23 protein-coding genes are annotated in these 25,097 nt (G+C 62.4%); 19 read left to right on the top strand and 4 right to left on the bottom strand.

Annotation, left to right across the window (positions count from 1 at the left end):
- Positions 1 to 110: 110 nt before the first annotated feature.
- From EOC93_RS14060 to EOC93_RS14030, 7 genes are all read left to right on the top strand, one after another.
- Positions 111 to 1,199, top strand: a complete 1,089-nt coding sequence (locus EOC93_RS14060; protein WP_126105239.1) for a hypothetical protein — start codon at positions 111 to 113, stop codon at positions 1,197 to 1,199.
- A gap of 35 nt (positions 1,200 to 1,234) precedes the next feature.
- Entirely contained in the window at positions 1,235 to 2,380 is a 1,146-nt protein-coding gene (locus tag EOC93_RS14055) for a hypothetical protein (protein WP_126105238.1), read from the top strand.
- Between the two features lie 24 nt (positions 2,381 to 2,404).
- Positions 2,405 to 4,315, top strand: coding sequence for an ATP-binding protein (locus tag EOC93_RS14050; RefSeq protein ID WP_127204911.1), 1,911 nt, complete (start codon positions 2,405 to 2,407; stop codon positions 4,313 to 4,315).
- A gap of 44 nt (positions 4,316 to 4,359) precedes the next feature.
- On the top strand, positions 4,360 to 5,658 hold the full coding sequence (locus EOC93_RS14045) for a DUF6638 family protein (RefSeq protein ID WP_127204910.1): 1,299 nt from the start codon (positions 4,360 to 4,362) through the stop codon (positions 5,656 to 5,658).
- Positions 5,659 to 5,709: 51 nt separating this feature from the next.
- A complete protein-coding gene (locus EOC93_RS14040; protein ID WP_127204909.1) occupies positions 5,710 to 6,852 on the top strand; it encodes a DUF2333 family protein in 1,143 nt (380 codons plus the stop codon).
- 96 nt (positions 6,853 to 6,948) lie between these two features.
- Positions 6,949 to 7,410 (top strand): ester cyclase, encoded by a 462-nt coding sequence (locus EOC93_RS14035; protein WP_206532235.1) that lies wholly within the window; start codon positions 6,949 to 6,951, stop codon positions 7,408 to 7,410.
- Between the two features lie 317 nt (positions 7,411 to 7,727).
- Positions 7,728 to 9,407 (top strand): formate--tetrahydrofolate ligase, encoded by a 1,680-nt coding sequence (locus tag EOC93_RS14030; RefSeq protein ID WP_127204907.1) that lies wholly within the window; start codon positions 7,728 to 7,730, stop codon positions 9,405 to 9,407.
- A 174-nt stretch (positions 9,408 to 9,581) separates the two neighbouring features.
- Here EOC93_RS14030 and EOC93_RS14025 read toward each other — a convergent pair whose 3' ends face one another.
- On the bottom strand, positions 9,582 to 10,229 hold the full coding sequence (locus EOC93_RS14025) for a cysteine hydrolase family protein (protein ID WP_126105232.1): 648 nt from the start codon (positions 10,227 to 10,229) through the stop codon (positions 9,582 to 9,584).
- 130 nt (positions 10,230 to 10,359) lie between these two features.
- On the opposite strand from EOC93_RS14025, the gene EOC93_RS14020 reads away from it, so the two are divergent.
- The 3 genes from EOC93_RS14020 (at position 10,360) to EOC93_RS14010 (ending at position 12,454) form a co-directional block, all read left to right on the top strand.
- On the top strand, positions 10,360 to 11,349 hold the full coding sequence (locus EOC93_RS14020) for a helix-turn-helix domain-containing protein (protein ID WP_126105231.1): 990 nt from the start codon (positions 10,360 to 10,362) through the stop codon (positions 11,347 to 11,349).
- A gap of 113 nt (positions 11,350 to 11,462) precedes the next feature.
- Positions 11,463 to 11,948, top strand: a complete 486-nt coding sequence (locus EOC93_RS14015; protein WP_127204918.1) for an antitoxin Xre/MbcA/ParS toxin-binding domain-containing protein — start codon at positions 11,463 to 11,465, stop codon at positions 11,946 to 11,948.
- Positions 11,945 to 12,454 carry an RES domain-containing protein gene (locus EOC93_RS14010; protein ID WP_127204906.1) on the top strand — a complete coding sequence of 170 codons (510 nt, stop codon included), beginning with the start codon at positions 11,945 to 11,947 and terminating at the stop codon, positions 12,452 to 12,454. Before EOC93_RS14015 ends, EOC93_RS14010 begins: the two co-directional genes overlap by 4 nt.
- Before the next feature lie 33 nt (positions 12,455 to 12,487).
- On the opposite strand, the gene EOC93_RS14005 is transcribed toward EOC93_RS14010, so the two are convergent.
- Positions 12,488 to 13,045, bottom strand: coding sequence for a sugar O-acetyltransferase (locus EOC93_RS14005; protein WP_095484258.1), 558 nt, complete (start codon positions 13,043 to 13,045; stop codon positions 12,488 to 12,490).
- A gap of 163 nt (positions 13,046 to 13,208) precedes the next feature.
- Here EOC93_RS14005 and EOC93_RS14000 point away from each other — a divergent pair, with 163 nt between their 5' ends.
- From EOC93_RS14000 to EOC93_RS13975, 6 genes are all read left to right on the top strand, one after another.
- A complete protein-coding gene (locus tag EOC93_RS14000) occupies positions 13,209 to 13,670 on the top strand; it encodes a DUF4126 domain-containing protein (protein WP_127204905.1) in 462 nt (153 codons plus the stop codon).
- Positions 13,667 to 15,043: an FAD-containing oxidoreductase gene (locus EOC93_RS13995; protein WP_127204904.1), complete on the top strand. Its 1,377-nt coding sequence runs from the start codon at positions 13,667 to 13,669 to the stop codon at positions 15,041 to 15,043. The genes EOC93_RS14000 and EOC93_RS13995 overlap by 4 nt, the downstream gene beginning before the upstream one ends.
- A 158-nt stretch (positions 15,044 to 15,201) precedes the next feature.
- Positions 15,202 to 16,371 carry an MFS transporter gene (locus EOC93_RS13990; protein ID WP_127204903.1) on the top strand — a complete coding sequence of 390 codons (1,170 nt, stop codon included), beginning with the start codon at positions 15,202 to 15,204 and terminating at the stop codon, positions 16,369 to 16,371.
- A gap of 85 nt (positions 16,372 to 16,456) precedes the next feature.
- A complete protein-coding gene (locus EOC93_RS13985) occupies positions 16,457 to 17,530 on the top strand; it encodes a succinylglutamate desuccinylase/aspartoacylase family protein (protein ID WP_127204902.1) in 1,074 nt (357 codons plus the stop codon).
- A 255-nt stretch (positions 17,531 to 17,785) separates the two neighbouring features.
- Positions 17,786 to 19,975 (top strand): anthranilate synthase, encoded by a 2,190-nt coding sequence (locus EOC93_RS13980; RefSeq protein ID WP_127204901.1) that lies wholly within the window; start codon positions 17,786 to 17,788, stop codon positions 19,973 to 19,975.
- Between the two features lie 47 nt (positions 19,976 to 20,022).
- Entirely contained in the window at positions 20,023 to 20,937 is a 915-nt protein-coding gene (locus EOC93_RS13975; RefSeq protein WP_206532236.1) for a cation diffusion facilitator family transporter, read from the top strand.
- 127 nt (positions 20,938 to 21,064) lie between these two features.
- Here EOC93_RS13975 and EOC93_RS13970 read toward each other — a convergent pair whose 3' ends face one another.
- A complete protein-coding gene (locus tag EOC93_RS13970) occupies positions 21,065 to 22,072 on the bottom strand; it encodes a glycosyltransferase family 10 (RefSeq protein ID WP_245461458.1) in 1,008 nt (335 codons plus the stop codon).
- A 158-nt stretch (positions 22,073 to 22,230) separates the two neighbouring features.
- On the bottom strand, positions 22,231 to 23,304 hold the full coding sequence (locus tag EOC93_RS13965; RefSeq protein WP_095484180.1) for a hypothetical protein: 1,074 nt from the start codon (positions 23,302 to 23,304) through the stop codon (positions 22,231 to 22,233).
- A 96-nt stretch (positions 23,305 to 23,400) separates the two neighbouring features.
- On the opposite strand from EOC93_RS13965, the gene EOC93_RS13960 reads away from it, so the two are divergent.
- From EOC93_RS13960 to EOC93_RS13950, 3 genes are all read left to right on the top strand, one after another.
- A complete protein-coding gene (locus EOC93_RS13960) occupies positions 23,401 to 23,838 on the top strand; it encodes a DsrE family protein (protein WP_095484179.1) in 438 nt (145 codons plus the stop codon).
- A 70-nt stretch (positions 23,839 to 23,908) separates the two neighbouring features.
- Positions 23,909 to 24,709 (top strand): SDR family oxidoreductase, encoded by an 801-nt coding sequence (locus EOC93_RS13955; RefSeq protein WP_095484178.1) that lies wholly within the window; start codon positions 23,909 to 23,911, stop codon positions 24,707 to 24,709.
- Positions 24,710 to 24,754: 45 nt separating this feature from the next.
- Positions 24,755 to 25,063 (top strand): putative quinol monooxygenase, encoded by a 309-nt coding sequence (locus EOC93_RS13950; protein WP_095484177.1) that lies wholly within the window; start codon positions 24,755 to 24,757, stop codon positions 25,061 to 25,063.
- Positions 25,064 to 25,097: the final 34 nt, after the last annotated feature.

Genomic DNA, 25,097 nt, shown 5'->3' with positions numbered 1-25,097 from the left:
GGCGCCATCCTTTATCGGCCTGCTAATCTTCCACCTTCCCTTCCCCCCATGCCACACATATATTCGCGGCGGTTCGCGACACGAAACAGATGCCGAAGCGGGAGGCCCCTATGGCGACATTGCAGAATTTCGATGCCGAAATTGCCAAGACCAAGCAGGTCGTGCAGGACATGCGCACGAAAATCGAGCAGTCCGGCACGGTGCTCGACACGCTCGCCAAGACCGACAAGAAGATCGGCGACGCCAATTTCGACCTCGAGAACGCCCGCATCGAGGATGTGCTGAAGCAGCAGAAGGTGATGGAAGGCAACATCGCCGACCTGATCATCGGGCTGGAGGACGCCACCAACGTCTTCGGCGCCGAATTCGAGAGCATGAAGAACTACACCGGCTGGGAAAGCTTCATCGGCATATTTTCCAGTCAGAGCAAGCAGCGCATGCGCACCGACCGTGTCCGCAACATGTCGCTGGCCGGCAATCTGCAGGAGCTGCTGGCGAAATCCGATACCATCGTCGGCATCCTCAAGGCGCAGAAGCAGGTTCTCGACCAGCGCTACAAGACCTCCGAGGCCAGCCTGTCGCAGGTGATCGAACGCCGCAAGACAACCATGTCCAATCTCGAGACCGTGCAGAAGCGCATCGAAGAGCTCAACCCGATGCTGCTCGACATCGAGAACAAGATCGCCGCCTCGACCAGCCAGAAGGAGCGCACGCAGCTTGAAGGCGAGCGTTCGAAACTGGCGACGGAATACAACGAAAAGCAGGCCAAGGAGCAGGAGCTGCTGGCCGAAAGCCAGACGCTGGAACGCTACACCTCGATGTTCCAGACCTTCGTCGATTCGCTCAACAACCAGATCGCGGCACAGTCGACGCTGATCAACAAGCTGACCATCGATACCGAGCAGCGCATCGTGCTCTACAAGGCGCTGGAAGACTCGCTGAAGACCGCCGCCCAGCAGGACGTCGCCCACAAGATCAACACGCTGGGCAGCCAGGTCGACAACACCGCCGAGGAGACCATGGCCGGCATTGGTGCTGCCTCGCAGAAGCACATTGGCGATCTCCTCGAAATGCACGAGAAGAACATGGTGGCGACCGCCGACATCCAGCGCCGCAAGAAGCTGGCCGACGATGCCTTTGCCCGCCGCTTCGACGACGTGCTGAAGAAGCACAATGCGGCAAACTACGTGCAGTCGTAATTGCTGCGCTCGCATACCTCCCAAGGGCTGGCTGCATGACCCCCGAAAACGAAGCGGCAACGCGTTATTTCTCGGCGATCACGGCAGCGCTCAGCGGCCTCGAAGTGTTCATGCGCGACGATCGCTCGCCGCTCTACCGGCACGGCATCGTCGCCAAGATCGTCGCCGAATATATTGCGCGGCTCGACAACTCCTTTGCCTGCTGGCGCAACCGGCTGGGTTTCATGGAGACGTTCCGCATTTCGCGCGCCGAAAGCGGCTTTCCGGTTTTCCAGAACCTGCTCGAACTGGAGAACGACCGCCGCCAGGCCGATACGCGTCTCGCCAACATACCGCTGGCCGACGAGTTGCGCGAGGAAATGGCCGACTTCATCCTGCGTCACAAGCAATTCCCCGAAGCGCTGCAGAAGTCGATGGCCGAGCGGCTCTATCTGGAGGGCGTCAAGGGCGAGACGACCTTCGGGCCCTTCACATTGGCGCAGACGGCAAAAGTCTCGGTCAATCCGAAGACGGGGCGGCCTTACTACCTCGTCCATTGGGCCACCTTCGACGGCAGCGCCAACCTGCCGCTGGTCTACATGGTGACGGTCGAGGATTCCTCCGAAGAGATGATCGAGCAGCTTGTCGACCGCAACGGCAAGCTCAACGAGAAGGTCGACATTCCGCTTCCCGTTGAAGGGCTGCTCAATCCCGAGCTTGCCCATCGCTTCGATGACTTCACCGAGAAGAATTCCGCCTACACGCTGTCGCCGGCGACGATCGCCGTCAACCTCGACAAGGATTTCGAGCCGCTCCACCCGAAGCAGCTGCGCCGCGTCGTGCTCGGTCCCTTCTATTCGGCAGGGATCACCGAGAACAATTCGACGGTGACCGACGTTCTGGCCAAGGTGCGCAAGCCGGAAAACGCCTGGCTCCTGACCTGGACCATCCAGGAGGTCTATTCCAAGGCCGAGAAGCCAGGCCGCAAAGGTCTGTTTTCAAGCGAGAAGACGACGCAGGAGTTCTTCATCGACACCGACGACCTGGAGGCTGCGCGGCAGGGCGTGTCGAGCTACGAGAACCACGCGCTGATTCCGCATGAGGCCTATCAGGCGCTCTACGCCGCCGGCGAGGCGCAGAAGATCTTTTCGGGCTACAAGGTCCACATCCTGTCCAAAGGACAGGTCATCAGTGACGTCTGACCGTCAAACCGCGGAGTATCCTTCATGGACACCGGCCTGACCACGATTTCGGAAGCGGCAATCGAAAAGCACCGCGCCACGGCGCAGAGCTTCATCACCCGCATCGTCGTGCTGGAGGACCCGTCGCGGGAATCCGGCACCGCACTTGCCGGCACCAACCGCCGCTTCGTCTCGACCGTCTCGGTCGGCTCGGTCAGGCGCACGCGCGAGGTCGAGCTGGCCAAGACAGTCGCTGCCGTCCATCCCGGCGATCAGCTGCTGAGCATTGCGCAGCACATGCTTTTGTTTCGCACCCGGCGCGGGCTGGCGATCGCCCTGGCCATATCAGACGTCTTCGCAGAAGGTTCCGACCTCGAAAGCCTGCAGGCGAAAAACGCCCGCGCGCCGCTCGAAGGCGACGAGGCCGCCACCTTCAAGAAGCTGCTGTCGGCCTCGGCCTATATTTCGGCCTTCAGCCTCGCCTCCTACCTGTTCCAGCTGATCGACAGCGACGGCGAGGCGCCGAACGACACGCCCGAGCCGGACTTTTTGTTCGACACGCCACAGGACGCGGTGAAGTCGATCGTGTCCGGGCTCGACAGGGCGATTTCAGGCGCGAAGGACGACGCCGATCTGATGACACGGGGGCGCGCCTTTGCCCGTGTCGCCATCGACGGGCTTTTGGCGCGAAAGGGCCGCTTCGACGGCATCGGCCCGTTCGAGAACGCGCATATCCGCATCGACGTCGACGACTTTACCCTGGATGGCTTCGACGTCGCGCCGGGCAAGCGGTCGAAGCCGCTGGTGATGACCTTCAAGAAGCCGGAGGAGGTTGTCGGCAATCACATCGCCAAATACCAGTCGGTCAAACTCGCCAAGATGCTGATGGCTTACGATTTCGAGCGCGAGCTGAACCCGTTCGTCGAGCTCGGCGGCTTCCTGTTCACCTTCATCGGCGATGGCGCGCCCGGCACCGGCAAGACGACGCTGATCCAGATGATCGCCGGTCTCGTCAACGGCTACTGTCAGGTCGCCGGATATCCCTTCGCCTACGAGAATTTCGGCGTCGATCAGATCTCCTCCTACCAGGGCAAATCCGGCCAGAACTGCCGTCAGTTCATCAACAATGTGCTGAACCCGCGCGTCATCGGCTTCGGCACCATCGACGACATCGATCAGGTGGCGGCGCGCCGCTCTGACGATCGCGCCTCGGCCGGCCAGCAGGAAATCACCGGCGTCCTGATGGACGCATTTGCCGGCGCCGGCACCGTGGTGCGCGGCAACTGCTCCTTTGGCATGTTCTCCAACTATCCCGAAAACGTCGACGACGCGCTGCGCCAGCGCGCCGGCGCCCGCTGGCTGGTCGACGGCCCACAGAGCCGCGACGACTATATCGACATCTTCGTGCTGCTCGCCGGCAAGAACCACAAGATCCCGCTCGGCGACCACAAGCTCTACGCCGCCCAGGAGGTCAAGCGCGCGGTGATGGAAGCCTATGAAGAGCACGAGAAGCCCAGGGAAGACGGGCTGATGAAGGTCTACGAGCGCTACATGAAGGAGAATGGCGCGCCGAAGTCGATGGCCGACATCGGCACCTATCTGCACATGATCAAGGAGGCCGAGCCGCGTTTCACCGGCCGCGCCATCAAGAACGTCACCGACGCGATCAAGATGCGCGCCATGGACATCGAGCTGCCGGACGAATGGTTCGAGAAGCCGGAAGTCTTCATGCACCAGGGCTACGACGACAAGAAGGCGATGATCGAGGAACTGCGTGGGCCATTCTCGATGGACATGGTCATGCAGGAGGTCAACCGCTACGCCGACTCGGAGTTCCGCTACTCCGACAAGTCCGACGACGCGGCGGTGACCAAGATGATCCGCGACACCCGCCTGCGCGACCGCGCGGTGCGCGAGATCGAGGAGCTGAAGAAGAAGGGCCTGTGGAATGCGTGAGCCTGGCGCTTCTCCCTTCTCCCCGTTTACGGGGAGAAGGAATAATGGCCAAGAAATCCGACCTTTTGCGCGAGAACGAGCTGATCTACGGCCGGCTGTTGACCATCGAGGAGCCGCATCTCATCCAGCGTTATAACAAGGCTTTGGTCGCCTTCGGCCTGAAGCCGACGAAGCTGAAGAGCTTCGACATCGACCGCACCGGCTTCTCGCCGCAGGTGGCCGAGGAATGCGGCGACTACAACTACCTCGACCCCAACGAGATCAACCGCCGTTTCATCATCCTGACGCCGTCGCAGATCGATCTGCCGGTGGTGCACACCGCCTTTTCCAACACCTCGCAGCTGATGTTCGAGTTCATGTCGAAGAACCAGCGCGCCATCGACGCGCTGACCATCAAGGATGTCATCTACGGCGAGATCGAGGATTCGGTCCCAAAAGTCGACGACATCGAGGATCTGCTGTCGATCAACCAGGTCGAGTTCAGGGTGCTGTCGGCGGAGGACGTGCTGGGCAAGGCCGCCGAACTCGGCAAGCTCGTCGACCAGTTGAAGCAGGAGCCGGACGCCTGGCGCGACAATGCCATGCTCACCCGCATGGTGGAGCTTGCCAAGATCTGCGGCGACATCCGCGAGAACGCGCTGGTGCCGGATCAGGTGATCTTTCGCCACAGCGCCTATTGGACCAGCCATTTCGGCGGGCTCTATGTGTTCATCGATCCGGACATGACGACGGTGATCAGCGACCCGGCAGCACCCGGCTTCCGCCGCTCGCGACCGTGGCAAGTGAGCTACCTCTCGATCAATGATGCCGACAAGGTGTTCAAGTTCCTTGCCGCGACCGGCCGCATCGAACTGCCGCGCGCCTCATGGATCGAAACATCAGGCTATCTCGAACATCGCGCCGAGATGGTGGTGCGCGCGCTGATCCGCGACGCCGAGCCCGATCGCAATCTGACCGACGTCGACAAGGTCTGGCTGCAGACCTGGATCCATGGCCATGCCGACCTGATCACCAGGGACGGCAATTTTCCCTTTCTCAACGCCGCCAAGCGCGAGATCGCTCACCTCGGCCGGCTCAAGATTGAGGACGTCTTCCCGCAGCAGCGTTTCCTGGTGATCCGGGCCAAGCCCGACCATCCCGACGCTTGGCTGACCAACCAGCTGATCTCGGATTTCGTGCCGCAGGATTTCGTCTCGCGCTACGTCTTCAACAAACCAGGCTTCTACAGCGACTATGACGGCTTCAGCGACGCCTGGCGATCGCATGTTGTGGACGTTCTGAAAACCACATATCTGAAAGACAAGGTGGCGTTTCGCACACGCCTCTACGGCCTTACTGATTGAATGCCTAACCTTATCGAATTCTTGGCTGACTGACGAGGGGGTGACATCGCCATGCTTGATCCGATCGTGAATTTCTTCACACGGATTTTCCAGTGGATCGGCCGCGGTATCGGCTTCGCCATCGGTGTGATCCTGTGGCCGTTCATGTGGGCTGGGCACTGGTACACACAGCGCGGCTGGATCCTGAAGGCAGTGCTCGGCCTCGCTCTGCTCTTGCTGGTCGGCCTCTACGGCTACTTCATCTGGAACACGCAGGTCTGGAGCAATTTCAATCCCGCCTATGCGGAGGAGTATAATTTCACCCAGCCGGCCGGAACCGCCCCGGCGCAGCCCGCTCCTCCTGCCGTCGGGGAAACCGCTGGCGTCGAGGGAGAGGTCAAGACCTGCACAAACTCGGCCATTGTCCAGGTCGCGGCCGATCTCATCGATTTCAACGTCAACGAGAACGCCTGGATCTCGTCGATGATACTCTACAAGCTCGGGTTCTTCGGGATGGACTGGGATCGCACGCCGTTTCTCGACAACAAGGCCTCCTTCCAGCGCGGGGTCAATCAGGCCATCCGGCGCACCGCGGTCGAGCTCGTCGACACACTCGGCCGCGTCCGCGGCACCAGCCAGATCGACCAGAACCTGCAGGATGCGCGCGGCGCGATCACCTTCGACGAGGAAACCTGGTATTTCGGCCTCAGGCCCTTTGGTCCGAAAACCCCGACGCCGAGTTTCTATCGCACGGCGGCGACCAGCCTTCGCGCCTTCAACGACCGGCTGATGAAATGCGAGGTTGTCTTCAACGCGCGCGCCGACAATCTGATGCAGTTCGTCGACCGGATCGCGAGCGACATAGGCTCGACATCGGACATGATCCGCGACCGTTCGCAGAACTTCAACAGCGGCTGGTTCGACACACGCGCTGACGACCGCTTCTGGTTCGCCTATGGCCAGCTCTACGGCTATTACGGCATCCTCACGGCGGCGCATCACGACTTCCAGCAGATCCTCGACAATCGCGGCCTCACACCGCTGTGGACCAGCGTGGAAGGCCAGCTCAAGGCAGCGCTCGCCATACGGCCTTTCATAATCTCCAACGGCCGCGAGGATGGCTGGATCATGCCCACCCACCTCACCACGATGGGATTCTATGTGCTTAGGGTGCGATCGAACCTCGTCGAGGTCAGGTCCGTTCTGGATCGGTGAAGGAAGCCAATAGTGAAAGACGTCTTGGCTTGAAATCACCGCTGCCCCTGGTCGAGATCAGCAACGTGCTGACGCAGTAGGTCGGCTGCGCATCGCGTGGAACCGGAACCTGATCGTCTCGTCGTCGTTCAACCGCTGGGCGGCAGCCAGCGAGGACATGAGATGGATATCCGGGAAGTTGCTCGAAATTTCTATGCCACGATCGACGCGCAGGACTGGGATAAACTGTCCAGTCTTGTCTCTCCAGATCTCGCCGTTCATCTCGGCAGCGCCAATCCGATCGGCTTCGCTGACTGGCGCAAATCCCTGACCGAGTTCTTTGTTGGATTCCCGGATGGACATCACGTCATTGACGACTACGTCAGCGATGCCGATAAGGTCGTCACGCGCTGTCGCTTTGAGGGCACGCACACCGGCATCTTCCATGGCGTCGAACCGAGCGGAAATCGAGTCTCGGTTGGCGTGATTCACATCGATCGTCTTGAGAACGGCGTCGTGGTCGAACATTTCGGCCAGCTTGACGGCTTGGGGCTGATGCACCAGATCGGCGCATTCTAGCGCAACTCCCCGAGGCGCAGGCCGGCGCTCGAACCCTGTCGCATTCGGTGCATTCCGCGGCTGTTTTGAGACGGCAAAACGGCGCGTGCTCTGGCTTCTATACGGCGCGACAACCGGGCGCGAAGACCCGGGAACAGATCGCCCGGGAAACAGAACCGCCTTTCTCTAGAGGAAACATAGTTGCATGCAAGTTGACGCCATGGCAGCGACAGGGCTAGAACGTGCCCTGGCCTGCAGTGCCGGGCTGTCTCGAAAAGGCTTGCGACCATACTGATCAAACCCGTCCCCTCCACCGTCCAATCCAGAGGAAAGCCGCCATGGCCGAAGTGAAGTCCGACATCGAGATCGCGCGCGCCGCCGACAAGAAGCAGATCCAGGAGGTTGGCCAGAAGATCGGCATTCCAAGCGAGCATCTTTTGCCTTACGGCCACGACAAGGCGAAGATCTCGGCCGAGTTCATCAAGTCGGTGAAGGCGAACAAGGACGGCAAGCTGATCCTCGTCACCGCCATCAACCCGACGCCGGCCGGCGAAGGAAAGACGACGACGACGGTGGGCCTCGGCGACGGTCTCAACCGCATCGGCAAGAAGGCGATCGTCTGCATCCGCGAGGCCTCGCTCGGGCCGAATTTCGGCGTCAAGGGCGGTGCTGCCGGCGGCGGCTATGCGCAGGTCGTGCCGATGGAAGACATGAACCTCCACTTCACCGGCGATTTCCATGCCATCACCACGGCGCATAATCTGCTTTCGGCGCTGATCGACAACCACATCTACTGGGGCAACGACCTCGGCATCGACAACCGCCGCGTCGTCTGGCGCCGCGTCATGGACATGAACGACCGGGCGCTGCGCGAGATCATCTGCTCGCTCGGCGGCGTCGCCAACGGCTTTCCGCGCGAAGGGGGCTTCGACATCACCGTCGCCTCGGAAGTCATGGCGATCCTGTGCCTCGCCACCGACCTGAAGGACCTGGAAAAGCGCCTCGGCGACATCATCGTCGCCTATCGCCGCGACAAGTCGGCCGTCTACGCCCGCGACCTCAAGGCCGACGGCGCCATGGCCGTGCTGCTCAAGGACGCCATGCAGCCCAACCTGGTGCAGACGCTGGAGAACAACCCAGCCTTCGTCCACGGCGGTCCGTTCGCCAACATCGCGCATGGCTGCAACTCGGTCGTCGCCACCACGACGGCGCTGAAGCTCGCCGACTATGTCGTCACCGAAGCCGGTTTCGGCGCCGATCTCGGCGCCGAAAAATTCTTCGACATCAAGTGCCGCAAGGCCGGCCTGAAGCCGGCGGCAGCCGTCATCGTCGCCACTGTGCGCGCCATGAAGATGAACGGCGGCGTCAAGAAGGAAGATCTCGGCAAGGAGAATGTCGAGGCGGTCAAGAAGGGCTGCGCCAATCTCGGCCGTCACGTCGAGAATATCAGGCAGTTCGGCGTGCCAGCGGTCGTCGCCATCAACCATTTCTACTCCGACACCGACGCTGAAATCCAGGCGATGAAGGACTACGTCGCCTCGATGGGCGAAGAGGCGATCCTTTGCAAGCACTGGGCCCACGGATCGGCCGGCATCGAGGAACTCGCCAGCAGGGTGGTGGCGCTTGCCGAATCCGGCGCGTCGCAGTTTGCGCCGCTCTATCCCGACGCCATGCCGCTGTTCGAGAAGATCAACACCATCGTCCAGCGCATCTATCGCGGTTCCGAAGCGATCGCCGACAAGTCGGTGCGCGACCAGCTCCACGCCTGGGAGCACGCCGGCTACGGCCACCTGCCGGTCTGCATGGCCAAGACGCAATATTCGTTCTCGACCGACCCGAACCTGCGCGGCGCGCCGACCGGCCACACCGTGCCGGTGCGCGAGGTCAGATTGTCTGCCGGCGCCGGCTTCATCGTCGTTATCTGCGGCGAGGTCATGACCATGCCCGGTCTTCCCAAGGCGCCGTCCTCGGAAAAGATCTTCCTGAACGAGATGGGCCAGATCGAAGGCCTGTTCTGAGATTTTGAAGGCCGGAATGACAAGGGCGCCGCGTCGCTACGGCGCCCTTTTGCTTGCCCGAGACAAATTTCCAATGCATGTCGCCCAAAAGTGCGCAGCGGTTTTGGGATAACGACATGCATAAGAACAAGAACTTAAAGCGCGTCGCATGAATCCTGTCAGGCGCGACGCGCTTTAAGCGGCGCTCCGTGCCAGCGCGCGCTGGTTGGAGGCGTAGATCGTGTCGCGTTCGGGCAGCGTGCCGGTCTTCAGGCAGTCGATCCATTCGGCTGTCTTGAGAACGGCGGCGAAGCGCGACTGCAGGATAACAGTCACCACGCGGTGGATGTCCTCGGCCGAAGCATAGCCGGCGCTGTTGGCATAGGGCACCGAGCCGGTGGCGTCGGACAGGAACTCCACCGCAAAGCCCATGTGGACGGCGTGGATGATGGTCGAGAGATCGCAATTATGCGTCATATAGCCGACGACGGTGATCGTATCGATGGCGTTGGAGCGCAACCAGTCCTCGAGGTCCGTGCCGGTGAAGGCGCTCGGCAAGGTCTTTTCGACGTAATGGTCACGGCTACGCCTTGATATCTCGGGATGCAATTCGGCGCCGTGGCTGCCTTTGGCGAAAATCGGCGACGTTTCTGGCGCCAGCTGCTTGATGACCACGACCTTGACGCCTGCCTCGGCGGCCGCGTCCATCGCTCGTGCCGCGTTGACGACGCTGTCGCGAAACGGCGGATATTGGATGGCGAGGTTGCCGCCGTCATAGTCGTTCTGGATGTCGACGACGATGAGGGCACGGCGTGGCGCCTTGCCTTTGACTGGTTCAGACATCAAATTTTCCTTTCTCGTTTGGCTTCGATTGGTCGAGGATAGGCCTGCTGCCGGATTGCAAAAAGTGTCCCAATTGACATTATTCGAAAGAATTGGGACAATCCGGCTCTAACCCTCATTGGTGCTCCTCATGGCCGATCCGATCGTTGCCGCCATCGCCTTCGATGGCATCAGTCCGTTCCACCTCTCCGTGCCATGCCTTGTATTCGCAGAGGATCGCGCCGCGCTCGGCTTGCCGCGCTTCGACTTCCGCATCTGTGCAATCGAAAGCGGGCCTATCCATACCGAAGCAGGGTTGACCGTGACTGCGCCGCACGGGCTGGGCAGCCTCGATGGCGCAGACATTGTGATCGTCCCAAGCTGGCGAGACCTCGACGATCCGCCACCGGCGTTTCTGGTAGAGGCCCTGCTGCGAGCGCACCGGAACGGCGCATTGATTGTCGGACTGTGCCTCGGCACGTTCGCTGTTGCGGCGACAGGACTGCTTTCGGGGCGGCGAGCCGCGACGCATTGGGCCTATACCGAGCAGCTACAGGCGCTTTATCCCGACATGATCGTCGACCCGGACGTGCTTTACATCGACAATGGTGATGTCATGACATCTGCCGGCGTCGCCGCCGGGCTTGACTGCTGTCTCCATATCGTGCGGGCCCGCTACGGCGCGGAGGCGGCTCTTCGGCTTGCTCGGCAGATCGTGCTTTCTCCCCATCGGCAAGGCGGGCAGGCGCAGTTCATAGAACGTCCCATCGCTAGAACCGGCAACGCGGATCGCTTCACACAGGCACTCGACAAGGTGCGCAAAACGCTGGACGAGACGCATAGCCTGGACAGCGTCGCCGCCGCCGCCGGCCTCACCCGCCGGACATTCACGCGCCGCTTTCAAAAATCGATCGGCACCAGCTTCGGCGACTGGCTGATTGACCAGCGCGTCGCGCTGGCACAGCGGCTGCTGGAAGCGACGGAAAAATCGATGGACACGGTTGCCTTCGAAGCCGGGTTCGGCAGCGCCACATCGCTGCGCCAGCACTTCGCGGCGCGGCTCAGAACCACGCCCGCGCAGTACCGGCGAGAGTTCTCTAAGAGCACTCAGGAGGAGCGCGTGGCGTACGCGCCGAGGTGAGGCAATCGCTTCAGGTTTGCGCTGCCTTTCTCTGCTCCCGACCCTACCGTCCTTGAAAAGGCTTGCGTCATCTGTCATATATTAAAGTGACAGATGACGCTAAGAGGCACGCCGTGGCGATGGCATTGGAAAAGACTGCACCAGCAGCAAAAAATAGTGAACTTCAGAAGGTGGCCAGGTTGCTCGGCGGCACTCGCATTCTATCGCGGCACCTCAGGAGCGCATTGGATGCCCATGAGCTGCTTGTGCACGGCCTGCCGGGTTCGGCGCTGGACCATCTCCTTGGGCAGCTCGTCTTCATCCAGAAGACTGATTCGCTCGAGAAGGCCGTCGGCATGAGCTTGCGCACCTACCAGCGCCGTAAGGATGCTCCTTCCAAGCCTCTCAGCCAGGACCAGAGCGGACGAACCTGGAAATTCGCGGAGATCCTGTCGAAAGCGACCGATGTGTTCGGTTCGCAAGCGGAAGCGGAGCAATGGCTGGAGCGCCCGGCGATCGGGCTCGACCAGCGCCGTCCCATCGATCTTCTGGCAACCCCGGCGGGTGTCGAGCTTGTAGAGGACTACCTCGAACGGCTTGAATATGGCGTTTATGCATGACGCCGCTCCCGGCCGCGCTTGGCGGCTCCGACCTCGTTGGCTGGCGTCTCGATCAGGCTGCGTTCGCGCCTACATGGGACAGTGGCGAGGGCGCATACAGGGTCGGCGGACGATGGAACAGCAGGGGCGTGCGCGCAGTCTACTGCTCAATCGATCCTTCGACTGCGATTCTCGAAGTCGCAGTCCATAAGGGCTTCAGGGCGCTCGACACGATCGCGCATGTGATGACCGCGGCGATAATCAGCGATGTCACGGAAGTGCATATCGTCAACCCTGGCGCCGTTCCCAACCCTAATTGGCTGCGTCCGGGCATCCCGAGTTCTGGGCAACAGGCATTCGGCGATGATCTTCTCCAACGACATCGGTTCGTGGTGATTCCGAGCGCGGTGTCCCAGAATAGCTGGAACCTGATCTTCGACGTGAGCGTCGCGAAGGGCGCATATGCCATGAAGATCCAGGAGGCCTTTGCGCTCGACACACGATTGCATCCACCTCCTGCCAAATGACCGGGCTTACCTCGCTCTAATACCCGCTCATGCTCAGCCGCGCCTGACGGACTGCGCCGGGTTGCCGACGACCGTGGTGTTTGGCGGCACGTCGCGAGTCACTACCGCGCCGGCGCCGACAATGGCGCCGTCGCCGATGCTGATCCCGCCGAGGATGATGGCACTGCCGCCGATCCAGGCATTGTCGCCGATCTCGACCGGCTTCGCGATCTCCAGTCCTGCCTGTCGACCCGCCGCCTCCTTGTGATGCTCGGCGCAATAGATCTGCACATTGGGGCCGAGCAGCGTTCCCTTGCCGATGCGGACTGGCGCGGTATCGAGGATGGTGCACCCGGCATTGAGGAAGACGCCGTCGCCGAGAACAATGTTGAAGCCATAGGCGCAGTGGAACGGCGCCTCGATCCGGGCGCCCGGGCCTACTACGCCGAGCAGCGACTTCAGGGCCGGTCCGATGTCGCCGCGCTGCCGGGGCGGCAGCGAATTATGCTCGAACACCGCGTCGCGCGCCATGACCCGCAGCGCCTCCAGCTCTGGATCGAGACAAGTATACCACTCGCCCGCTGCCATTTTTGTGCGCTCGCTTGTGTTCAAGGCGATGTCCTCCTGCCTTGCCATGCTGTTTCAACGTGGTGTCAAAGCACAGTCCATAAAGATCGGGTAACGCCACAGATCGCAGGCCTCTGGTCAAATGCCGCGCCTATGCTAGCCTGCTTTGACTGGGCTGTCCCGAGCCCGGCGATCGAGGGGATCAATCATGCTGTACATTCTTGCACTTCTGATCGGCGTCGTTGCCGGCCTTCGTGCCATGACCGCGCCCGCCGTCGTCGCCTGGGGTGCCTGGCTCGGCTGGCTGCCGGTCGCTGGAACCTGGGCCAGCTTCATGGGGCACTGGATCACCGTAGGCATCTTCACCATCCTGGCCATCGTCGAGCTGGTCACCGACCAGTTGCCATCGACGCCGAGCCGCAAGGTACCGCAGCAGTTCGGCGCACGCATCGTCATGGGCGCCTTCACCGGCGCGGTGATCGGCGCGACCGGCGGCGCCACCATCGGCGGCCTGGTCGCCGGCGCCATCGGCGCAGTGATCGGCACGCTGGGCGGCGCCGAGCTGCGCAAGCGCCTGGCCATCACCTTCGGCAAGGACCTGCCAGCCGCCCTTATCGAGGACGCGGTGGCGATCATCGGCGGCCTGCTGATCGTGGCGGCGGTGGCATGACGGCAAAGACATTCGACGCCATCATCATCGGCGCCGGACAGGCCGGCCCGCCGCTCGCCGGCCGGCTGACGGCGGCCGGCATGAGCGTGGCGCTGATCGAGCGAAAGCTGGTCGGCGGCACCTGCGTCAACACCGGCTGCATGCCGACCAAGGCCATGGTGGCAAGTGCCTACGCCGCGCATCTCGCTCGCCGCGCCGCCGACTACGGCGTGACGCTCTCCGGTCCGGTCGGCGTCGACTACAAGGCGATCAAGGCGCGCAAGGACAAGGTGTCGAACGACGCCCGCGGCAATCTCGAGAGCTGGATTGCCGACATGGACAAGTGCACGCTCTATCGCGGCCACGCGCGCTTCGAATCCGCTAACACCGTGCGCGTCGGCGATGATCTTCTGACCGCCGAAAGAATATTCCTCAACACCGGCGGCCGCGCCTCGGTGCCCGACCTGCCCGGTGTCAACGACATTTCGTATCTGACCAACTCGTCGATGATGGATCTCGACGAGCTGCCGCGCCATCTCGTCGTCGTCGGCGGCAGCTACGTCTCGCTCGAATTCGCACAGATGTTCCGCCGTTTCGGTTCAGAGGTCACGGTGATCGAAAAGAGCCCCCGGCTGATCGCCCGCGAGGACGAGGATGTCTCGGCCGCCATCCTGTCCATCCTCGAAAACGAAGACATCACGGTCCATCTCGGCGCCGACGACATCAGCTTCGCCAGGCAGGGCAATGAGATTGCCGTGACCTTCACCGCCGGCAAGGCGCCGGCGGTCGGCTCGCATGTATTGCTGGCGCTGGGGCGGACGCCCAACACCGACGATCTCGGTCTCGACGAGGCCGGCGTCGAAATCGACAAACGCGGCTTCATCGTCGTCGACGACCAGCTGCGTACCAGCGTGCCCGGTATCTGGGCGATGGGTGACTGCAACGGCAAGGGTGCCTTCACCCACACCTCATACAACGATTACGAGATCGTCGCCGCCAATCTGCTCGACAACGACCCGCGCAAGGTCAGCGACCGTATCGAGGCCTATGCGCTCTATATCGATCCGCCTCTCGGCCGCTGCGGCATGACCGAGACGGCGGTGAGAAAATCCGGTCGTCGCGCGCTGCTCGGCCAGCGGCCGATGACCCGCGTCGGCCGCGCCGTCGAGAAAGGCGAGACGCAAGGTTTTATGAAGATCCTGGTCGACGCCGACACCAAGGAAATCCTCGGCTGTTCGGTGCTCGGTCCCGGTGGCGACGAGGCGATCCACTGCGTTCTTGATCTGATGTACGCCAAGGCGCCGGTCAGCACGCTCGCGCGGGCAACCCACATTCACCCCAACGTCTCGGAACTTCTGCCCACCATCGCCCAGGAGCTGAAGCCGCTGGCATAGGCTTCGGGCCCCCACTCTGCATCCCCGCAGGCGCAAAGGCACGCCGTAGTCGCGATCTGCTGTCCGTTTTCTGCAATGCTGCATTGCAGCAATCGCACTTGTGCGCCAGGCACATCTCCGGACAGTTTCCATTTGAACCGATTCATTCTGGACGCACCATGCCCCTGCCGATCCTAGCGCTCGCCATTGCGTCCTTCTGTATCGGCACCACCGAATTCGTCATCATGGGCCTGCTGCCCGAGGTCGCCGCCGACCTCGGCGTCTCGATCCCCTCGGCCGGTCTGCTGGTCACCGGCTATGCGCTCGGCGTCGTCTTCGGCGCGCCGGTGATCGCGGTCGCCACCGCACACATGCCGCGCAAGCCGGTGCTGATCGGCCTGGCAATGTTGTTCGTCGTCGGCAATCTATTGTGCGCGATCGCACCCAATTATTGGATGCTGATGGCGGCGCGCGTCTTCACCGCTTTCGGCCATGGCGCCTTCTTCGGCATCGGCTCGGTCGTTGCCGCCAGTCTGGTGCCGCGTAACAAGCGGGCCAGCGCCATCGCGCTGATGTTCGCCGGTCTGACTTTGTCGAACATCCTCGGTGTTCCCGGCGGCACCGCACTCGGCGAAGCCTATGGCTGGCGCGCCACCTTCCTGGCCGTGGTCGGGATCGGCCTTATCTCGGTCGCAGCCATCGCCTGGCTGGTGCCCGCCGGCATCACCCAACCGAGCGGCGGCGGCCTGCTCGGCGAAGTGCGGGTGCTCGGCAAGCTGCAGGTCTGGCTGGCCATGCTGATCTCGGCGCTGGCGTCGGCCAGCCTGTTTGCCGTCTTCACCTACATAAAGCCGTATCTCACCGACGTCGCCGGCCTGTCGACAGCAACGGTGACCTGGGTGCTGCTGCTGTTCGGCGGCGGCATGACCATCGGCAACATCATCGGTGGCAGGCTGGCCGACTGGAAATTGATGCCGACGGTGATCGGCACCCTGCTGATGCTGGCGCTGCTGCTCGTCGGCTTTGCCGAATTCGGCGCCATCGCAGCCGTGGCCATCTTCATCGTTTTCCTATGGGGCCTGCTCGTCTTCGTCATCGTACCGCCACTACAGATCCGTGTCGTCGAAGCGGCCTCCGAAGCGCCCAACCTCGCCGCCACGCTGAACCAGGGCGCCTTCAACATCGGCAATGCCGCCGGCGCCTGGGTGGGCGGCGTGGCACTTTCGCTGGGCGTGTCCTATGCCAATCTGCCGCTGGTCGGCGCAGCGCTCGCCCTGATGGCGGTCGCCGTGGCAGTGATGTCGCAGACGTTGGACCGCCAGCTGCTGGTGACGCACCCCGCGCAATAGTTGCGCCCATAGCGCAGCAGACTGGACCAATCGACAGCGTATCGGCGAAAGGGCATGTGTTCGGCCTCTTTCCTGGAGGAGTATCATGCAGAAATCGATCGAGCGCATCGCCGGCGACAGCGAGGGCGTTTCCTACGAATTCCCGGTCTTCCGCTTTGACGGCAGCGACAAGGCAGCACCCTCAGCATATCTGCAGGCCGCACTCCATGCCGGCGAACTGCCGGGCGTGGTCGCCATCGACGCGCTGATGCCGATGCTTGAAAAGGCCGAAGCCGAAGGTCGCATCAAGGGCAAGATCACCATCGTGCCCCAAGCCAATCCGATCGGCCGCGCCCAGTATCATTTCGGCGAGCATCAGGGCCGTTTCCACCTGGGCACGCGCACCAACTTCAACCGCGGCTTTCCGCTGCTGGCCGCGCCGGACACGACGCTCTTGCCGGACACCACATTTGGCACGGCCGATCAGCGGCTGAAGACGCGGCTGCTGCGGCTGTCGATCGGCCACGACATCGTCCTCGACCTGCACTGCGACGACGAGGGCCTCGCCTATCTCTATGTCCACACCAGCCTGTGGCCTGAAATGGCGGATTGTGCGGCCGCCATGGGCGTCGACGCGGTGGTGCTGTGGGATGAGGACACCGACGGCACCTTCGAAGGCGCCTCGATCACGCCGTATCTGAACGTCCCCGCCGATGTGGCGCGGTTTGACCGGCGCGTCGCCACCACAGTCGAGTATCGAGGCATGCTCGATGTCGATGGCGCTCTGGCCGCTTCCGATGCCGAAGGGCTCTATCGGCTGCTGGTGGCGCGCGGCGTGATCATGGATCAAACCCTGCCCACGCCCGGCAGCTTTGCCGGCCCCAATTCTTTTACCGGTATCGTCGCACCGCTCGAGAACATCGACATGATGCCGGCGCCCCGGGCGGGTGCGATCCTTTATGACGTGAAGCCCGGCGACCGTGTGGAAAAAGGCGCACAGCTCGCCACCATCGTCCATGCACCGGGTGAAGCCGACGGCCGCACGCAGGTGTTCGCGCCGCAAGCGGGCATCATCCTGACACGGCGTTCCCGGCGCATCATTCGTGCCGGCGAAGATCTGCTGAAGCTGGTCGGCGACAGGAAGAGCGCCGACGCAAGGTCGGGAACGCTGGAGGATTGAGGGCCCGAGCGCTTCCCCAGGCCCGTCATTGAATCCAGTTGCGCGGCCGTTCAATCGCCGCTATTGGAATCGCCATGAACATGCGCTCGATTAAGACCGTTTGGTGGTGGGCTCGCTGACAGCGGCCTGTTCGAACGCGTGCGCGTGAAAATAGAAGGTGGCCGCAACGGAATGTCCGGGCGGCCATTTGTTTTTTCAAGCCATGCCCGGGTCCGTTGCCCCAAGACGCTGATATAGACGCTGATGGAGACGGCAATGACGACGAAAATTCTGGAGAACGGGGCGGAGCGCTTCATCACGGCGGGTGGCGTGACGATTACCCGCGAGCGCCATGACCGACCTTACGAAGGCGCGATCGACGGCTATATCGACGGGCTGAATGCGCGCCGCGGCGCCGTGTTTTCCTCGAATTACGAATATCCCGGCCGCTACACGCGCTGGGACACCGCCATCATCGACCCGCCGCTGGTGATCTCGGCGCGTGGCCGCGCCATGCGCATCGAGGCGCTGAACAGCCGTGGCGAGGTGCTTTTGCCGGTGATCGGCAAGGCGCTTGGCGGGCTTGACGACGTGACGATCGCCGAGACTTCGAAGAGACTGATCCGCCTCGACGTGGCCAAGCCCAGCCGTGTCTTCACCGAAGAAGAACGCAGCCGCGTTCCCTCCGTCTTCACCGTGCTGCGCGCCATCACCGCTCTGTTCAAGACGGAGGAAGACGCCAATCTCGGTCTTTACGGCGCCTTCGGCTACGATCTCGCCTTCCAGTTCGATCCGGTCGACTACAAGCTGGAGCGCCAGCAAAGCCAGCGCGACCTTGTGCTGTTCCTGCCCGACGAGATCCTGGTCGTCGATCACTATTCGACCAAGGCCTGGACCGACCGCTACGACTATTCCGGCGACGGGTTTTCGACGGAGGGAATGCCCCGCGACGAAATCGTCGAGCCGTTCAAGACCGCCGACCGCATCCCGCCGCGCGGCGACCATGAGCCCGGCGAATATGCCAATCTGGTGCGCAAGGCGATGGAGAGTTTCAAGCGCGGCGACCTGTTCGAGGTGGTGCCCGGCCAGATGTTCTACGAGCGCTGCGAGACGCCGCCCTCCGACATTTCCCGCAAGCTGAAGACCATCAACCCCTCGCCCTATTCCTTCTTCATCAATCTCGGCGAAGGAGAATACCTGATCGGCGCCTCGCCCGAAATGTTCGTGCGCGTCAACGGCCGCCGCGTCGAGACCTGCCCGATCTCCGGCACGATCAAGCGCGGCGACGACGCCATTTCCGATAGCGAGCAGATCCTGAAATTGCTCAATTCAAAGAAGGACGAATCCGAGCTGACCATGTGCTCGGACGTCGATCGCAACGACAAGTCGAGGGTCTGCGACCCGGGCTCCGTGCGCGTCATCGGACGCCGCCAGATCGAGATGTATTCGCGGCTGATCCACACCGTCGACCACATCGAGGGGCGGCTGCGCGAAGGCATGGACGCCTTCGACGCGTTCTTGTCGCATGCCTGGGCGGTCACCGTCACCGGCGCGCCGAAATTATGGGCTATGCGCTTCATCGAGCAGAACGAGAAGAGCCCGCGCGCCTGGTATGGCGGGGCGATCGGCATGGTCAATTTCAACGGTGATATGAACACCGGCCTGACGCTTCGCACCATTCGCATCAAGGACGGCATCGCCGAGGTGCGCGCCGGCGCCACGCTGCTCTTCGACAGCATTCCCGAGGAAGAAGAAGCCGAAACCGAACTGAAGGCATCCGCCATGATCTCCGCCATTCGCGACGCCAAGTTAGGCAATGCCGCCGACACCGAACGCGCCACCGCGCGCGTCGGCGACGGCGTCAACATCCTCCTGGTCGACCACGAGGACTCCTTCGTCCACACGCTGGCCAATTATTTCCGCCAGACCGGCGCCAATGTCTCGACCGTGCGCACACCTGTGCCGGACGAAGTCTTCGACCGGCTGAAGCCCAATCTCGTCGTTCTGTCGCCCGGCCCCGGCACGCCGAAGGACTTCGACTGCGCCGCCACCATCAAACGGGCCCGCGCGCGCGACCTGCCGATCTTCGGCGTCTGCCTCGGCCTGCAGGCGCTGGCTGAAGCCTATGGCGGGGAGCTGCGGCAGTTGCATGTGCCGATGCATGGCAAACCGTCACGCATCCGTGTGTCGAAGCCGGGCATCATCTTTTCCGGCCTGCCCAAGGAGGTGACGGTCGGCCGCTACCACTCGATCTTCGCCGATCCGGTCCGCCTGCCCGACGGCTTTATCGTCACCGCCGAGACGGAGGACGGCGTCATCATGGCCTTCGAGCACAACAAGGAGCCGATCGCGGCGGTGCAGTTCCACCCGGAATCGATCATGACGCTCGGCCACAATGCCGGCATGCGCATCATCGAGAACATCGTTGCGCATCTGCCGCGCAAGGCCAGGGAAAAGGCGGCTTAGCCCGAGGGGTTCGTGTTGGGATTTCTTCCCCAGTGACCACAGCAGAAATCAAGTCGGCGGCGAAGAAGAGGGTCGCCAACCTCGCCTTCTGGTCGATCATCGTCGCTTGCGTCGTGCTCGGCCTGAAGCTGGCGGCCTGGTATGTCACCGGTTCCGTGGCGCTGTATTCGGACGCGCTGGAATCGATCGTCAACGTCATTGCATCGGCCGCCGCCTACTGGGCCATCCAGGTCAGCTACAAGCCGGCCGACCAGGATCATCCGTTCGGCCATCACAAGGCCGAGTATTTCTCGGCTGTTCTGGAAGGCGTCCTAATCGTGCTGGCAGCCCTTCTGATCCTCAACGAAGTGTGGTGGTACTGGCAGCATCCCGCCCCGCTCGAACAGCCCTGGACCGGCCTCGCAATCAACGGCGTCGCGACGGTGATCAACGCCTTTTGGGCCTGGACGCTGATTCGTGCCGGCCGTGCCGAGAAGTCGCCGGCTCTGGTCGCCGACGGCAGGCACATCATGACCGACGTGGCGACCTCGGTCGGCGTGTTCATTGGCCTGGTCGGTGCCGTGCTGACCGGCTGGCAAATTCTCGACCCGGCACTTGCGGTCATCGTGGCGCTGAACATCCTGTGGCAAGGCTGGCACGTGATCGGCTCGTCGATGAACGGACTGATGGACCGCGCCGTCGACACGCAGGAGCACATGCACATCCGCGACGTCATCTCGGCCAATTGCAAGGGAGCGCTGGAGGTTCACGATCTCAAGACACGCATCGCCGGCCGCGCCACCTTCATCGAGTTCCACCTGGTCGTCGATGCCGGCATGTCGGTGGGCGCCAGCCACGTCATTTGCGACCGCGTCGAGGACGCGCTGAAGGCGGAAATCCCCTCGGTGCGCGTCACCATCCATGTCGAGCCCGACGACGAGGCAAAACTGCCCAAGGGCACGACGGCAGTGCCATTCGCGTGAAGCGGCAGCGGACGTCGATGGTCCCCTTTCAGGGACTATCGCACATCCTAGGGATTGGTCGCACATCCATCCCTTCCTCATCCCAGGCCTGCGCTCCGCTTTGCGTTCGTTCCGCCCTAATTCAGGCTCAGCTAGGCACTCTCTTCCTCCACTTTCGCAGCCGCGTGCTGATGTAGGCTCGCGGACCAAAAGGCAATGTCGGCCGGCCGGCGGGCCGTTCCTGACCGCGCTCGTCGGTCACCTGATGCACGAATTGCATCAGTCGATAAAACACCGGGGGGTCGCGATCCTGCACGAGGCGGGCGAGTTCGTCAGGTAATGGTTTCGAGCGCCAGGCAAAGTATGCCTCGTATGCCTCGGGCGTCACGATGAGGTATTTCAGATATGCTGCCAGCTCTGCATAGCTGCTGAAGTCTGCAGCGTTGATGTAGGAGCCGGGCGGGGCGAATTCGTGCACGTTCGATGTGCCCAGATAGATCGGCACTGATCCGGCTTCGAAGGCATCGAACAGCTTTTCGGTGACGTAGTCGGTCTCGGTCGAGTTCTCCAATGCGAGGCAGAATTTGTGGCGGGAGACTGTCTCGATCTTCGTCTTGCGGCCGCGATCGGGGCCTTCGACTGTCCTGTTGCGGAAATACCGACCGTATGAATCTATCTTGATGTGTTCGGCCAGGCTCTTCAAGAGATCGAGCCGGCCGCTATAGTTCAAGGGCGCCGATTGGAAGGCTACCACCGGAGCCGCTTCTGTCTTGGCGCCTATAGGCTTTGCGCGCACCGTGTCCCACCACCGGGAATTGGGCAAATAGGGGCACCAAATCTCAGAGCTGCGCTCGTGCGACATCGTGAAGTCGAAGTGCCGCATGAGTTTCTGGTCCTTTATGATTTTGTAGTTTGAGCGGGCTTCCATATACCAGGCTATCCAGTACTGGCCCGGATATCGCCATGCGTCACCAATTTCGCGGAAGTTCGGAATGTGGAAGACGACCGCTGTCGCTTCAGCAATTCTACGCTTGTCTAGGGTAAATTCGCCCGGCAGATCGCATTGAATGGACGCGACGTCGACGGGCTTGCTGAAAAAAGTCGTGTAGAAGAGGACGAGCGGCTCTTTTTTAGGCACGGCAAGCAATGTGGACATCTCAATACTGCGGCCTGGGCTGTGTAGCCGTCGACGCTAAAGGCAATTGCGTGTTGCTTGAGCCACCCGCGCGACGATGGCGGTTTTGGTCTGATCCTGATTGCATCCAGGTCCTCGTCATATCCCGCCAATCCCCAAACCGAGAAACGGACCCCTAATCAAGGCGTGCAGGCAGATTGCGGCATCGGCTCGAGCCGGTAGACCTTGTCGTCGGATGCGGTCTCGCCTTCGGCCGCCTTCGAGCATAGGTCGACGATCGGCAGGCTGCTGTTGGGATTGGCCAGCATCATCGTGCCGTTGGCGCCGCGGCGCAGATAAATCTCGCTGGCCGCGATGTCGCAGGAAAAGTCGCTCGTCTTCGCGCTCGCCACACAGCGCCACTGGTCCGCTTCCCCTTCACAACTGTAGCTCTGCGTGACCTTGGCAGCCTTGTGGCGCGTGGTGACGGAAACGGCAATGTCGGCACCATCAGGCCAGCTTGCCGGATCGCCATCCATAGCGAAGGAGGCCAGCTCGATCGGGCCTCGGAAAACCCGGATAGTCCGGGTAGACTGATCGGGATGCGAGCCAAGATGCGCGGCATCGTAGTCGCGCCCGTAGCAGAAGGGCTGGTCCGGCTTCAGCCGCTCACGCAGCGGCGCTCCCAGCGCCGGATCGATCGGATCGATGCGAGCGAATTCGGCCTTGCAGGTCTGCGCCGGCATGGGGTCGAGCCGAAAGCCGTCGTCTTCTGTGCCGAGTGCCTGCCTGGTAAACTCCTTTTCGCCAAGTTCATCTTCGGCGCCGGCATCGAGATAAAGGTTGCGCTGCACGCCGGAGATGATCAGCCGGCCTTTTTCGTCGAGGTTGAGCGAGGCCATGGTGCGGTCGCATTCCATGCCGCAACGGATCTCGCTCGACTGCGGATCGTCCTTGCCGCACCAACCGCCGACCCACTCGGGCTTCTTGGCGCCGCGCACCGTCGTGGCCACGAAGCCGTTGTAGCCGGACGGACCGCTACTCGGCTCCTCGTTCGGATGGCTAACCGGATAGCTGCCATAGTAGAAGAAGATCCGTGCCACCTTCTGGTTCGGATGCGCCTTGAGATGCGCGGCATCGTAGACGCGCCCGAAACAGGCATCCTTGCCGTCCGGGCTGAGTTCGGTAAGCTTGTCGTCGGCAAGGGCCGTGCCGGCAAGTGCGGCAAGCAAGGCGACACCAAGTCCGGCGCCCTTAGTGGTCTTCGAGGTCATGTGCCCCTCCTCGCCCGACAGGACGTGGCTTCAACTTATGCTAGGATCGGGGCCGAAGCCACGCAATTTGCGGGGCCGGCACAGGAGGATGAAGCCATGCGACGCCGCGATATTTTCCGCGTAGGCTTTGCCGGAGCCGCTGGCCTTTTCGGGCTGCGCCAGGTCGAAGCGGCGGCTGTGGAAGAGGAAAGGCAAAAGGTCGCCTACCACCTCAGCGATCTCGACAAGGTCGGTTTTGTGCTGGGCAACATCAAGAACCACTATGACGGCACCGGCGGCAAGGTCGACATCGTGCTGGTCGTGCATGGACCGGCACTCGCCGCTTTCAAGTCGAAGAGCGCGTCGGCTGGCATTGCCAGCCGTTTTTCCGGCCTCGTTCGCGACGGGCTGACCCCGCATGCTTGCGCCAACACAATGCACGGCATGGATGTTGCGCTCACCGATCTGCTCGATGGCTTCCATGCCGCCGAGACCGGCGGCGTCGTCAAGCTCGCCGAATTGCAGCGCCAAGGCTACGCCTATTTGCGGCCGTGAGCCTCTACGGACTTGAACATCAGGGCGGCCAGGCCCTACGAAGAGTTGATACTCGCCCGGAGGAATAGACGTGCCAGCCACCACAACCAGCCTTGTCACCCCCGCCCTGGTCATCCCCGACCTCGCCGGCAAGGCGGTGCTGATCACCGGCGCTTCGACAGGCATCGGGGCCGCACTTGCACTGGCTTATGCCGCGCAGAAATGTCGTGTGGCGCTGCATTACAATTCAAGTCGGGCGGCTGCCGAAAACCTGGCCGGGACCATCCGCAACGGCGGCGGCGAGGTATTCCTCGTCCAGGCCGATTTCTCGATCCCCGCCGATGTCGAGCGCGTCGTCGAGGACAGCGCGCAACACTTCGGCCGGCTCGATGGCCTCGTCAACAATGCCGGCGGCATGCTCGGCCGCGTGCCTTATGCCGAGCTGACCGAAGCGCATTACGACGCGGTGATGGACCTCAACGCGCGCTCCGTGCTGACTGCCTCGCGCAAGGCGATGCCATGGCTGAAGCGCCAGGGCGGCTTCATCGTCAACACCTCGTCGATCGCCGCGCGCAATGGCGCCGGCGGCGGCGCCGGCCTTTACGGATCGGCCAAGGCCTTCGTCTCCAATGTGACTCGCGGCATGGCCAAGGAACTGATCGGCTTCAACGTCCGCGTCAACGCGGTGGCTCCGGGCACCATCGCGACGCCTTTCCATGAGCGCTATTCGACCGACGAGCAAATGAAGGGCATGGTGGCCACCATTCCACAGGGCCGCGCCGGCACGCCCGAGGACTGCGTCGGCGCCTATCTGTTCCTCTCGTCCGCTCTGTTGAGCGGTTACATCACCGGCCAGGTGATCGAGGTGAATGGTGGCCAGTTGATGCCGTGAGCGGCGACCTGCATACTTGTCGCGGAAGCCAACGGAGAATCTGCAATGTACGGTCTGATCGGCAAGATGCGGGCGACGCGCGGCCAGCGCGACGCAATGATGGACGTTCTGCTTGCCAGCACCGGCTCCATGCCGGGCTGCCTGAGCTACATCATCGCCACCGATCCGGCCGATGCCGACGCAATCTGGGTGACCGAGGTGTGGACCGACCAGGCAAGCCACAAGGCTTCGCTGCAACTGCCGGAAGTCCAGGCAGCGATCGCCAAGGCGCGGCCGATCATCGCCGGCTTCGAGTTCCAGGTCGAAACCCAGCCCGTAGGCGGCTTCGGCCTGCCCGCCGTCAAAACCGCCTGACGCCTGAGAGCGGACGCATTTTTCGCCATCGCGG

This window comes from Mesorhizobium sp. M6A.T.Ce.TU.002.03.1.1 (assembly GCF_003997275.1).
Classification (GTDB): domain Bacteria; phylum Pseudomonadota; class Alphaproteobacteria; order Rhizobiales; family Rhizobiaceae; genus Mesorhizobium; species Mesorhizobium mediterraneum.
The sequence above is the reverse complement of the archived record's forward strand: the minus strand, read 5'-3'. Positions and strand labels throughout refer to the sequence as shown.

Bases quoted from the DNA above. Each gene is read 5' to 3' on its own strand.
- EOC93_RS14045 (WP_127204910.1), top strand. From the start codon at position 4,360: ATGGCCAAGAAATCCGACCTTTTGCGCGAGAACGAGCTGATCTACGGC.
- EOC93_RS13985 (WP_127204902.1), top strand. From the start codon at position 16,457: ATGCAGAAATCGATCGAGCGCATCGCCGGCGACAGCGAGGGCGTTTCC.
- EOC93_RS13950 (WP_095484177.1), top strand. From the start codon at position 24,755: ATGTACGGTCTGATCGGCAAGATGCGGGCGACGCGCGGCCAGCGCGAC.
- EOC93_RS14020 (WP_126105231.1), top strand. From the start codon at position 10,360: ATGGCCGATCCGATCGTTGCCGCCATCGCCTTCGATGGCATCAGTCCG.
- EOC93_RS13980 (WP_127204901.1), top strand. From the start codon at position 17,786: ATGACGACGAAAATTCTGGAGAACGGGGCGGAGCGCTTCATCACGGCG.
- EOC93_RS14010 (WP_127204906.1), top strand. From the start codon at position 11,945: ATGACGCCGCTCCCGGCCGCGCTTGGCGGCTCCGACCTCGTTGGCTGG.
- EOC93_RS14060 (WP_126105239.1), top strand. From the start codon at position 111: ATGGCGACATTGCAGAATTTCGATGCCGAAATTGCCAAGACCAAGCAG.
- EOC93_RS13960 (WP_095484179.1), top strand. From the start codon at position 23,401: ATGCGACGCCGCGATATTTTCCGCGTAGGCTTTGCCGGAGCCGCTGGC.
- EOC93_RS14040 (WP_127204909.1), top strand. From the start codon at position 5,710: ATGCTTGATCCGATCGTGAATTTCTTCACACGGATTTTCCAGTGGATC.
- EOC93_RS13995 (WP_127204904.1), top strand. From the start codon at position 13,667: ATGACGGCAAAGACATTCGACGCCATCATCATCGGCGCCGGACAGGCC.
- EOC93_RS13965 (WP_095484180.1), bottom strand. From the start codon at position 23,304: ATGACCTCGAAGACCACTAAGGGCGCCGGACTTGGTGTCGCCTTGCTT.
- EOC93_RS14000 (WP_127204905.1), top strand. From the start codon at position 13,209: ATGCTGTACATTCTTGCACTTCTGATCGGCGTCGTTGCCGGCCTTCGT.
- EOC93_RS14050 (WP_127204911.1), top strand. From the start codon at position 2,405: ATGGACACCGGCCTGACCACGATTTCGGAAGCGGCAATCGAAAAGCAC.
- EOC93_RS14055 (WP_126105238.1), top strand. From the start codon at position 1,235: ATGACCCCCGAAAACGAAGCGGCAACGCGTTATTTCTCGGCGATCACG.
- EOC93_RS14025 (WP_126105232.1), bottom strand. From the start codon at position 10,229: ATGTCTGAACCAGTCAAAGGCAAGGCGCCACGCCGTGCCCTCATCGTC.
- EOC93_RS13990 (WP_127204903.1), top strand. From the start codon at position 15,202: ATGCCCCTGCCGATCCTAGCGCTCGCCATTGCGTCCTTCTGTATCGGC.
- EOC93_RS13970 (WP_245461458.1), bottom strand. From the start codon at position 22,072: ATGTCCACATTGCTTGCCGTGCCTAAAAAAGAGCCGCTCGTCCTCTTC.
- EOC93_RS14030 (WP_127204907.1), top strand. From the start codon at position 7,728: ATGGCCGAAGTGAAGTCCGACATCGAGATCGCGCGCGCCGCCGACAAG.